The following is a 9,823-nucleotide window of genomic DNA, read 5'->3' as shown; positions in this document are numbered from 1 at the left end:
GTCACCGTGTACGAGCGGCGGGCGCTGGGCGGCAAGGCGCGCAGCATGCGGGTGCCGGGCAGCGGCCGGGGTGGTCGTCCCGATCTGTGGGGCGAGCACGGCTTCCGCTTCTTTCCCGGCTTCTACCACCACATTCCGGATACCATGCGGCGAATCCCGTTCGCGGGCAACGCCAATGGTGTGTGGGACAACCTGATCGCCGCACCCGAGGCGCGTTTCTCCCGTCGCGACAACGACGACGTGATCATGCCGCTGGGCAAGGCGGGCCGGGTCTGGGCGACGCCGGAAGACTTCCGCGAGACGGTCAGCTCCGCCATCTCCACCACGGCGAAGATGCCGTATCAGGACGCCCTCTACTTCGCCAACCGACTGCTGGTTTTCAACACCAGTTGCGACGCCCGCCGATACGGCCAGTGGGACAAGGTGTCCTGGCGCGACTACGTGGGCGCGCGCAACCGGTCGAGCGAATTCCGCATGCTCATGTCCCGCACCCTCACCACCCTGCTGGTGGCGGCACGGGACGATCTGGCCAGCACCCGCACCATCGGCAATATGGGCGAGCAGTTCCTCGGCAATCCGCTCGAGATCGGCAATGACGGTGCGCTGGACCGGATTCTGGACGGCCCCACCAATGAGGCGTGGATCGACCCGTGGGCGGCGCGGCTGCGAGAACTCGGCGTGCGCTTCGTCGCGGCGGAGGTGCGCGGACTCGACGTGAGCGGCAACCGCATCGGCTCGGCCCGGGTGGTGACCGCCGCCGGCGCGGCCGAAACGGTGGCGGCCGACCACTTCGTGTGCGCCCTGCCCGTGGAGGCGGCACGCAGCCTGCTCACTCCCGAAATCCTGGCGCTGCGACCGGAATTGGCGGGCATGCACCAGCTGATGGTGGACTGGATGACGGGCCTGCAGTTCTTCCTGCGCCGCCCGACCGCCATCGCGCGCGGCCACGTGGCCTACGTGGACTCGCCGTGGTCGCTGACCTCCATCTCCCAGGATCAGTTCTGGCCGCGCGTGCGACTGTCCGAACACGGGGACGGCACCGTCGTCGACTGCCTGTCGGTGGACATCTCCGACTGGAACACCCCCGGCCCGCTCTACGGCAAGACGGCCAAGGAGTGCACTCACGACGAGATCGTCCGCGAGGTCTGGGCGCAGCTGAAGGCCCACCTCAACGACCGCTCCGAGCTGCTGCGCGACGAGGATCTGCACTCCTGGTTCCTCGACACCGGCATCACCTGGAATGCCGCCACCCGCCGCAACGAGAACGCCGACCCGCTGCTGATCAATACGGCCGGATCGTGGGCGCTCCGCCCGGAGTGTCACGGCGCCATCGAAAATCTGTATCTGGCAGGCGATTACGTGCGGACGAATGTGGATCTCGCCACCATGGAGGGAGCGTCGGAGTCGGCGCGCACGGCGGTGAACGCCATCCTGGACGTCACGGGTGCCACCGCCCCGCGCTGTCGCCTGTTCACCCTGTACCGGGCGGCGGAGCTGGAGCCCTTCCGGCAGTTGGATGTCGCGCGCTACGCCAGCGGCCAGCCGAACCTCTTCGACGGTCCGGTCTGATTGTTCACAACCCCCTGGTGCCGCAGCCGGGTCGGGGCGTTCAATCGAATCCATGAGCGAGATCACCGACCCCGAGGAACTGCGAGAACTGTTGGGCGCGGTGAATCCTCGCGCCGCCGCCAAGGAACGCGTCCAATTGCACCCGCGCGACCGCGAGTGGATCGCGGCGTCTCCGTTCGTGGTGCTGGCGACCAGTGATGCCGCGGGCAATTGCGACGCCTCCCCGAAGGGTGACCCCGCCGGATTCGTTCGGGTCCTCGATGATCGGACCATCGCGATCCCGGAGCGTCCCGGTAACCGTCGCGCCGACGGCTACCTCAATATCCTGGACAACCCGCACATCGGCGTGCTGTTCGTGATCCCCGGCCGCACCGAAACCCTGCGCGTCAACGGCCGCGCCCGCCTGGTCCGCGACGCCCCGTACTTCGACGACATGATCGTGCGCGGCCACCGCCCCATCCTCGCCGTGGAGGTCGACATCGACCAGATCTTCTTCCACTGCGGCAAGGCGTTCCTGCGCTCCAACCTCTGGCACCCCGACCGCTGGCCCGCCGACACCCTCCCCACCCAAGCTCACCTGGTCAAAGAACTACAACCGGACACCCCCCAATCCCTCGAGGAACTGACCCACTACTACTCCGAACCCAACTACGCCCGGTCCCTCTACAGGTCCTGATCCGCCGAGGGGGAACTGGTGGCGGGGGTCTCCCGCGCGATACCGCCACGGATTCCCCCTGACCGTTCGGTCTGTGCGAGAGGGATCACGCGGACCGCGTGTGGCGGGGTGCGGTGGCGGCAATAGACTCGCGGCGTGGCAGACATTTCGGTGCGCGGGCGGGTGGCGCTGCGGGCGGCGACCGCGGCGTCGTGGGCCTCGCAGAAGGCCGGGCGCGGTAAGGGGTCGATGATCGGCGGGCTGATCGCGCTGAAGATCGACCCGTCACTCATGACGCAGCTCGGCCGGGGACGGCGCACGGTGCTGGTGACCGGCACCAATGGCAAGTCCACCACCACCCGGATGACGGCGGCCGCGCTCGGCACCCTGGGCCGGGTCGCCACCCAGGCCGACGGCGCGAATATGGACGCCGGCATCGTGGCCGCGCTGACCGCGAATCGCACCGCGCCGCTGGCCGCGATCGAGGTGGACGAGCTGCATCTGCCCCATGTGGCCGATGCGCTGAATCCCTCGGCGGTGGTGCTGCTCAACCTCAGTCGCGACCAGCTGGACCGGGTCGGCGAGATCAATATGATCGAGCGCCGCCTGCGCGCCGGCATGGCCCGGCATCAGCACGCCGTGCTCATCGCCAACTGTGACGACGTGCTGGTCACCTCCATCGCCTACGACCACCCGAATGTGGTGTGGGTGGCGGCCGGCAGCGGCTGGCAGGTCGATGCCACCAGCTGCCCGCGCAGTGGCGAGCCCATTCTGTGGGAGGGCGACCACTGGTACAGCACCGGCACGGATTTCAAACGCCCGCAACCGGATTGGTGGGTGGACGAGCACACGCTGTACGGCCCGGACGGACTGGAGCTGCCGCTGAGCCTGGCGCTGCCCGGACGTGCCAACCGGGGTAATGCCGCGCAGGCGGTGGCGGCGGCCATCGCGCTGGGGGCCGATCCGGCGCGGGCCGTCGCGGCGGCGGCGACCGTGAAGGAGATCGCGGGCCGCTACCGCACCGTTCAGGTCGGCGACCACGCGACCCGACTGCTGCTGGCCAAGAACCCCGCCGGTTGGCAGGAGGCGCTGTCCATGATCGACCCCGCCGCCAAGGGTTTGGTGATCGCGGTCAACGGCCAGGTGCCCGACGGCGAGGACCTGTCCTGGCTGTGGGACGTGCGGTTCGAACACTTCGAGGGCACCCGGGTGGTGGCGGCGGGCGAGCGCGCCACCGACCTCGCGGTCCGCCTCACCTACGCCGGGGTACAGCACACCATCGTCGCGGACCCCCTGCGCGCCATCCGCTCCTGCCCGCCGGGGCAGGTGGAGGTGCTGGCCAACTACACGGCATTCCGCGACCTGAACCGCGACCTGGAGGAGAAGGCGGGGGTGCGCGCATGAGCGAGCGAAGCGACCGACCGGAGGACACGACCGAACAGCCGAAGGACACCGCCGAGCGGCCGAGGGATACCGCCGACCACGGCGCGTCCGCATCCGGTCGGGACGGCGCTGCCTCGCGGCAGGCCGCTGGCTTCGGAGAAGATGCGCCTGCCGGGTCCGCGGACACCGCTGGCTCGAGCGCTGCGGTGGCCCCGTCGGCGGGTACCGGTGAGCTTGCGGCCGTAGATGGTGCTGAGGCGGCGTCGTCACCGGCTGCCGGTGAGCATGCGGTGGCCGGGGGCGATGCTTCGTCGCCGGCGGCGGCGGATATCACCGCGGCGCGGATCCAGGCCGCCGCACGGGTGGAACAGGCTGCGGCGCAAGGGAAGCGGTCGAGTGAGTCCACGGTGCGCATCGGTCTGGTGCTGCCCGATGTCATGGGCACCTACGGCGACGGCGGCAATGCGGTGGTGCTGCGTCAGCGGTTGCGGATGCGCGGCTACGACGCCGAGATCGTCGAGATCTCGTTGAGCGAGCCGGTTCCCGACTCGCTCGACATCTACACCCTGGGCGGTGCGGAGGATTCCGCGCAGCGCCTGGCCACCCGCCACCTGCAGCGCTACCCCGGCCTGCAGGCCGCCGCCGGGCGCGGGGTGCCGGTGCTGGCCATCTGCGCGGCCATCCAGGTGCTCGGCCACTGGTACGAGACCTCCTCGGGCGAACGCGTGGACGGTGTCGGCCTCATCGACGTCACCACCTCCCCGCAGGCCGAGCGCGCCATCGGTGAGGTGGTCACCAACCCGATCCTCGCGGGTTTGAGCCAGCCCCTCACCGGCTTCGAGAACCACCGTGGCGGCACGAAACTCGGCGGCGCGGCCACCGGTCTGGCCCGCGTCACCCGCGGTGTCGGCAATGGCGTCGGCGACGGTCTGGAGGGTGTGGTGCAGGGCTCGGTCATCGGCACCTACATGCACGGTCCCGCCCTGGCCCGCAACCCGGAACTCGCCGACTACCTGCTCACCAAGGCCCTCGGCGTCGATTCCCTCCCGCCCCTCGATCTCCCCGAGGTGGAGCAGCTCCGCCGCGAACGCCTGCGCGCCTGAGTCGACGCGTTTCCTACACGGTCGGCCCGTTCGTGTGACCGGCCCGACCGCGGTGAACCGATCGCGCGCATGGTCCGACCGCGCCGGACGCGATCGGACGTCGGGACCCGCCGCACCCACCGGGACGCGGGGTCGGCGGGATACGGTGGCGCACATCGGAAAACCGAGAAATCATAGCCGCCGAACATGGCGCTCGCAGGGATATTGCGAACGTGTTGAGGTGCGGGCGGCGGCCCGGTAGTGTCGCGCGCGGCCATTGGTTGATGAGGAGGTGGCCGGTTGCGGAGACGCGCCGTCTTGAAGGCTGCCGGGGTGGCGGCTTTGCTGGCGGGCGTCGGGACGGGGGCCGCTACGCGCGGCGCCGGACCGGCGTCGGCGAATTTCCTGTGGCATGCGCTGTTCGAGGCATGGGTGCCGGAAATCTTTGCGCCGCTACCGGATCCGCCGGAGCACACCGAGGCCATCGTCATCGGCTCGGGGTTCGGCGCGGCGGTCACCGCCCTGCGGTTGGCCGAGGCCGGGGTGCGGAATACGGTGCTGGAGCGCGGCTCCCGGTGGCCCAACGACCCGTGGCGGGAGATCTTCACCGGTGACGACCTGCCGGACGGGCGCGGGTTCTGGCACCGCAACACCTTCACCGGCGTGACCAAGGTGCCCATGTCGTTCGCCAGCTTCGGCGGTGTCCTCGATGTGACCGAGTACCCGGGTATCGACGTGTGGCGGGCCGCGGCGGTCGGCGGCGGCTCGGTGGTCTTCACCGGGGCCATGGTCGCGCCCGAGCGGCATCTGTTCGATGCCGTCTTCCGCGGCGTCGTGAACTACGACGAACTGGACCGCGTCTACTACCCGCGGGTGCGGCAGATGCTGCGGCTGAGCCCCATGCCCGCGGACGTGTACGGCTCCGCGCCGTTCACGCATTCACGCATCTGGGATCAGCAGGTGCGGGCGGCGGGCTATCAGCCCACGGCCAACGATTCCGCCTTCGACTGGAACATCATTCGCGGTGAGCTGGCGGGCACCACCCGCGCCTCCGCCATCGCCGCGCGCAGCAATCTCGGCAATTCCAACGGCGCGAAGTTCGATCTCAACCAGAACTACCTGCGCTACGCCGAGGCCACCGGCAATACCGGCATCTATCCCGGTCACCGGGTGGACGCCATCGCGCAGGACGGCGACCGGTACGCGGTCACGGTGACCAAGCTGGCCCCCACCGGGCAGGTGCTGTCCACCCGCACCCTCACCTGTGACCGCCTGTTCCTGGGCGCGGGTTCGGTGGGCACCTCCGAACTGCTGGTGCGCGCCCAGGCGACCGGTGCGCTGCCACACCTCAACGAGCACGTCGGCGACGGCTGGGGCACCAATGGCGACGCGGTGCTGGCGCGCGGCGCGAACGCCCTCACCGGGGTCGGCAACGGCGTCCCGAGCGCCAGCCGCATCCTGGACGAATCGGGTGTTCCGCTGACCCTGGAGAACTGGTATGTGCCGGGCATTCCGGTGGACACCGGGGCCATCGCGTCACTGGGGATGGTGCTGGACCCGACCCGCGCCCGCTTCGGCTACGACCGCGCCACCGACCGGGTCGGCCTGACCTGGCCCGCGCACGCCCAGAACCAGGTGCTGGCCGCCTGCCGTGCCGTCGACGACCGGATCGCCGAGCGCGGCCGCGCGATCGTGGACTACACGCCCATCGGCTACGACGCCCAGGCCTTCTTCACCGCCCACCCGCTCGGCGGCGCGGTGCTGGGCCGCGCCACCGACGCCTACGGCCGCGTGCACGGCCACCCGGGCCTGTACGTGATGGACGGCGCGGCCCTGCCCGGCAGCACCGCCACGGCGAACCCGTCCCTGACCATCACCGCCGTCGCCGAACGCAATATCGAGGCCATCCTCCGCGCCGGGCGGTAGCCGCCGGATCGCCCGGCCCGGTTCGGTTCCGCCCGCGGCACCGGCGCGGCAACTACTCTCGGCTTGGCTGTTTCGAGGTGGAAGGGGCCGTCGTGAGCCAGTTCAGCGGCGCGGAGGGTGAGTACCCGCGCAAACCGCCGGTGCTGTGGACAGATTTCGCCATGCTGGCACTGGCCGTCGTCTCGGTGGTGCTGGTCGGCTGGGTGACGTTCTTTCCGGTGGCGGACAGCACCTATCGGACGATCGTGGTGGTGGACTGGATCATCTGCGGCGTCTTCGCGATCGAGTTCGTCTGGCGCTGGCGGCGCGAGGGCTGGCCGTGGTCGTTCCCGTTCGTCTACTGGTACGAGGTGCTGGGCATGATCCCGGTGACCAGCCCGTTCTTCCGCGGCTTCCGGCTGTTGCGGATCGTGGTGGTCGTGGTGCGCCTGGCGCGGGTGGCGGACCGGGCGTTCGGCGACCGGGTCACCGCCGCGGTGGTGAACCGCTCGGTCGGAACCATTGTCGAGACCATCAAGCGCCCGGTGACGGTGGCCGTCATGGACGAGGTCGCCCAGGTGTTGCGGACCGCCCATTTCACCCGCAATATCTCGGCGGCGCTGGAGGAGAATCGCGCCGAGCTGGATCAGATGATCCTGGAGACCATCCGCCAGGATCCGCAGTTGGGTCGCGTGCGCTATCTGCCCTTCCACGAGGAGATCATTCGCGGCATCGCCGACGCCAGCTTCCGCGTGGTGCTCGACGTGCTGGCCGACCCGCGCACCGACGAGCTGGTCGCCGATGTGTTGCGGGAGAATGTGGATCAGATGCGCGAAGCAGTGCGCGCGGGCGTGCGGGTGCCGGATTCGTTCGACCATCGGCCGCCGCCCGTCCCGGACCGCTCGGCCGTGCTCGAGCGCTGACCGGTCCGGGACGGCTGCCTACACCGCGTGGCCGTGTCGGATCTCGTCGCGGAACCGCGCGTGCCGCACCGTCTCCCAGACGATGAGCACGGCCAGCACGGCGCACAGGATGCCGAGCGCCGCCAGGGCGGGCAGCGCGGCGGCGACGGGGATCAGCGCCAGCAGCGCCACCGCGGCCACCAGCCGCTGCGTGCTCACCTGACCCGTCGCGTACTGCTTGAAGCCCACGAGGGCGACCAGGTACAGCACCACGCCGCCGAACAGCCCGTACAGCGGAATGCCGTACAGCTCGTCCGCCAATGTGTGTCCGTCGGCCCCGCCCACGTAGTTCAGCACCTTCTTGAGGCCCACGGAGAGTCCGATGATGCCGACGATCATGGGGAAGTGCCAGTAGGTATAGCAGGCTCGCGCGATCTTGATCCGCCGTGCCCCGTCGGCCCGGTGCATGGCCTGCTCGACCGTGAGCGCCGCGATATCGAAGTACGCCCACCACAGCAGCCCGGAGATGGCCAGTCCCAGCATGGATCCCAGTGCGATGGGCCAGGAGATGGGCAGCCCGGACACGCCGATGCCGATGGACACGATGGATTCGCCGAGCGCCACGATGATGATGAGCCCGTGCCGTTCGGCGAAGTGCTTGACGGAGTTGAGTCGCCAGTCGGTGCCCGCGATCATCGTCCAGAGCATGTCTCCGGCCACGGCGAGCATCCACAGCGCGATCTGCCAGGCGCCGTGCGTGAATGCCGCGAGTACGAGCAGTCCGCCGCCGATGGTCAGCGACCCCAGGCCCCAGCGCACCACCTGTCCGCGTAGTTGGGCGTCCTCGGAGCTGGCGACCATGAACACGACGATGTGCACCAGCCGCACCACCAGGTAGCCGATGGCGAATACCAGGGGTGCGTACCAGCCGCCCGGAAGGTCGTGGAATGCCTCGGGAATCGCGAGCGCCATGAGGAAGGTCGCCCCCATGGCCACGAATATGCCGAGGCGGGTCACGCCCTCGTCGGCTCGGACCACGTTCCCCAGCCAGGAGTACGCGACCCACAGCCACCACATGAGGGCCAGCACCACGAGTGCTCGCAATATGTTCACCGCGGTGGTCTCGTGGGCCGCGAGATCGGCGACCATGGTGAAGGCGAAGACCAGCACCAGGTCGAAGAACAGTTCCAGTTGAGTGACGGCGGAGCCCTCGGACACCGCTGTCGTCCGCGATCGGCGCGATTCGCTCATGAAGGACATCGTGGCAGGAATCGCCCGAAAGGCGCGGACCTCCGGCGGATTTCCGCCGCCGGCGTAATGGTCAGGCCAGTCCGGGTTCGAACGATCCGCCGTACAGCGGCCCGGCGTACCCGCGCGGCTCGTACGCGCCCTCGGGGTACGGCTCCGGTTCGGCCTCCGGCTCGATGCCCGCGTAATCCTCGACGTAGGCGATGAAGTTCTCCACCAGCGTCTCGCTCTCGCGATTGGCGGTGCGCTTGAGCAACATGCCGGGCACCGGAATCGGGAGCCGGATCTCGGAGTGGTACCAGACCTCGGTGCCGTCCTCGGTATCGGCGATCTCGAACCAGCCCTTGCCGCCCGCACCGGCGCTGGATTCGGTGACCTTCCACTCGATTCGGTCCTGGGTGCAGGTGTATTCGACCACCTGCCGGTCGGGTCGGCCCATGAGATTGGCCGACACGTAAACCCGCTTGGGCCGCCCATAGCTGTCGCGAGTCGCGACACGCACATCCTGGTGGGAAGGCGACCAGTCGGGCAGTCGCTCGACCGTCAGCAGCGCCTCCATCACCTGTTCGGGATCGACGTCGACAACGAATCGGTGATCAGTCTTAGTACGCATTACAACCCTCCAGCTTCAGGGGCCGATTGTGACGAGCGTCGCTCTCGGAGTCAACCTACCGGTCCGGTAGCTGGTACTCGCGGAAACTGATACATGCTCGAATTCCGCTGTCCGGCAACGGGATCGACGACCCTGGAGGGTCTTCGAGAATCTTCGGGAGGCCGCGGTGAAGTACGCGGAATACGGCTTCAGCCGCGAGCTTTCACTTCCCAGTCCGGGCCCGGGAAGACCAGGCTCTCGTGGCCGTCGTCGAAGCGCACCACATAGGGCGGTGCGCCCTCGTCTCCGCGCACCTCGACGATCTCGCCGGTGCGTTCCCGCAGCCCGACGGCGTGGGTGTGAACGACAAGCTGGTCACCGACATTCGCTCGCATGATGTGCATTATCGGTTGTTCGTGATGCGCGTCACAAGTGCTGAAGCGCGTCGAAAACATTCTTGACACCACTCCGAATGTAGTACTACAGT

The 9,823-nt window shown here is 69.0% G+C and carries 9 protein-coding genes; 6 read left to right on the top strand and 3 right to left on the bottom strand.

The features are described from left to right. The 6 genes from QK444_RS05710 to QK444_RS05685 all read left to right on the top strand — a co-directional run. On the top strand, positions 1 to 1,569 hold a 1,569-nt coding region (locus tag QK444_RS05710), incomplete at its 5' end, for an FAD-dependent oxidoreductase (protein WP_282777777.1). 52 nt (positions 1,570 to 1,621) lie between these two features. Then, positions 1,622 to 2,245 (top strand): pyridoxamine 5'-phosphate oxidase family protein, encoded by a 624-nt coding sequence (locus tag QK444_RS05705; RefSeq protein ID WP_282777775.1) that lies wholly within the window; start codon positions 1,622 to 1,624, stop codon positions 2,243 to 2,245. 135 nt (positions 2,246 to 2,380) lie between these two features. Next, the gene (locus QK444_RS05700) at positions 2,381 to 3,628 is read left to right on the top strand and encodes a MurT ligase domain-containing protein (RefSeq protein ID WP_029932822.1); all 1,248 of its coding nucleotides are present in this window, start codon (positions 2,381 to 2,383) and stop codon (positions 3,626 to 3,628) included. Positions 3,629 to 3,969: 341 nt separating this feature from the next. Next, positions 3,970 to 4,710 carry a glutamine amidotransferase gene (locus QK444_RS05695; protein ID WP_282777783.1) on the top strand — a complete coding sequence of 247 codons (741 nt, stop codon included), beginning with the start codon at positions 3,970 to 3,972 and terminating at the stop codon, positions 4,708 to 4,710. Between the two features lie 279 nt (positions 4,711 to 4,989). Beyond that, positions 4,990 to 6,615 carry a GMC oxidoreductase gene (locus QK444_RS05690; RefSeq protein ID WP_282777772.1) on the top strand — a complete coding sequence of 542 codons (1,626 nt, stop codon included), beginning with the start codon at positions 4,990 to 4,992 and terminating at the stop codon, positions 6,613 to 6,615. A gap of 92 nt (positions 6,616 to 6,707) precedes the next feature. After that, positions 6,708 to 7,517 carry an ion transporter gene (locus QK444_RS05685; RefSeq protein ID WP_282777770.1) on the top strand — a complete coding sequence of 270 codons (810 nt, stop codon included), beginning with the start codon at positions 6,708 to 6,710 and terminating at the stop codon, positions 7,515 to 7,517. Between the two features lie 18 nt (positions 7,518 to 7,535). Here QK444_RS05685 and QK444_RS05680 read toward each other — a convergent pair whose 3' ends face one another. The 3 genes from QK444_RS05680 to QK444_RS05670 all read right to left on the bottom strand — a co-directional run bounded on the left by QK444_RS05680 (position 7,536) and on the right by QK444_RS05670 (position 9,731). After that, positions 7,536 to 8,747 carry a low temperature requirement protein A gene (locus QK444_RS05680; protein WP_282777768.1) on the bottom strand — a complete coding sequence of 404 codons (1,212 nt, stop codon included), beginning with the start codon at positions 8,745 to 8,747 and terminating at the stop codon, positions 7,536 to 7,538. Between the two features lie 70 nt (positions 8,748 to 8,817). After that, positions 8,818 to 9,357, bottom strand: coding sequence for an SRPBCC family protein (locus QK444_RS05675; RefSeq protein ID WP_282777767.1), 540 nt, complete (start codon positions 9,355 to 9,357; stop codon positions 8,818 to 8,820). A gap of 188 nt (positions 9,358 to 9,545) precedes the next feature. After that, positions 9,546 to 9,731: a DUF1918 domain-containing protein gene (locus QK444_RS05670; RefSeq protein ID WP_282777764.1), complete on the bottom strand. Its 186-nt coding sequence runs from the start codon at positions 9,729 to 9,731 to the stop codon at positions 9,546 to 9,548. Between the last annotated feature and the right edge of the window lie 92 nt (positions 9,732 to 9,823).

It is taken from the genome of Nocardia sp. CC201C (assembly GCF_030010695.1).
GTDB classification, from domain to species: domain Bacteria; phylum Actinomycetota; class Actinomycetes; order Mycobacteriales; family Mycobacteriaceae; genus Nocardia; species Nocardia otitidiscaviarum.
Note: the sequence above shows the minus strand (reverse complement) of the source record. Positions and strands in the feature narration are given on the sequence as shown.

What these genes read in the sequence shown, in the direction of transcription:
- QK444_RS05705 (WP_282777775.1), top strand. Translation starts at nt 1,622, where the DNA reads ATGAGCGAGATCACCGACCCCGAGGAACTGCGAGAACTGTTGGGCGCG.
- QK444_RS05680 (WP_282777768.1), bottom strand. Translation starts at nt 8,747, where the DNA reads ATGAGCGAATCGCGCCGATCGCGGACGACAGCGGTGTCCGAGGGCTCC.
- QK444_RS05675 (WP_282777767.1), bottom strand. Translation starts at nt 9,357, where the DNA reads ATGCGTACTAAGACTGATCACCGATTCGTTGTCGACGTCGATCCCGAA.
- QK444_RS05670 (WP_282777764.1), bottom strand. Translation starts at nt 9,731, where the DNA reads ATGCGAGCGAATGTCGGTGACCAGCTTGTCGTTCACACCCACGCCGTC.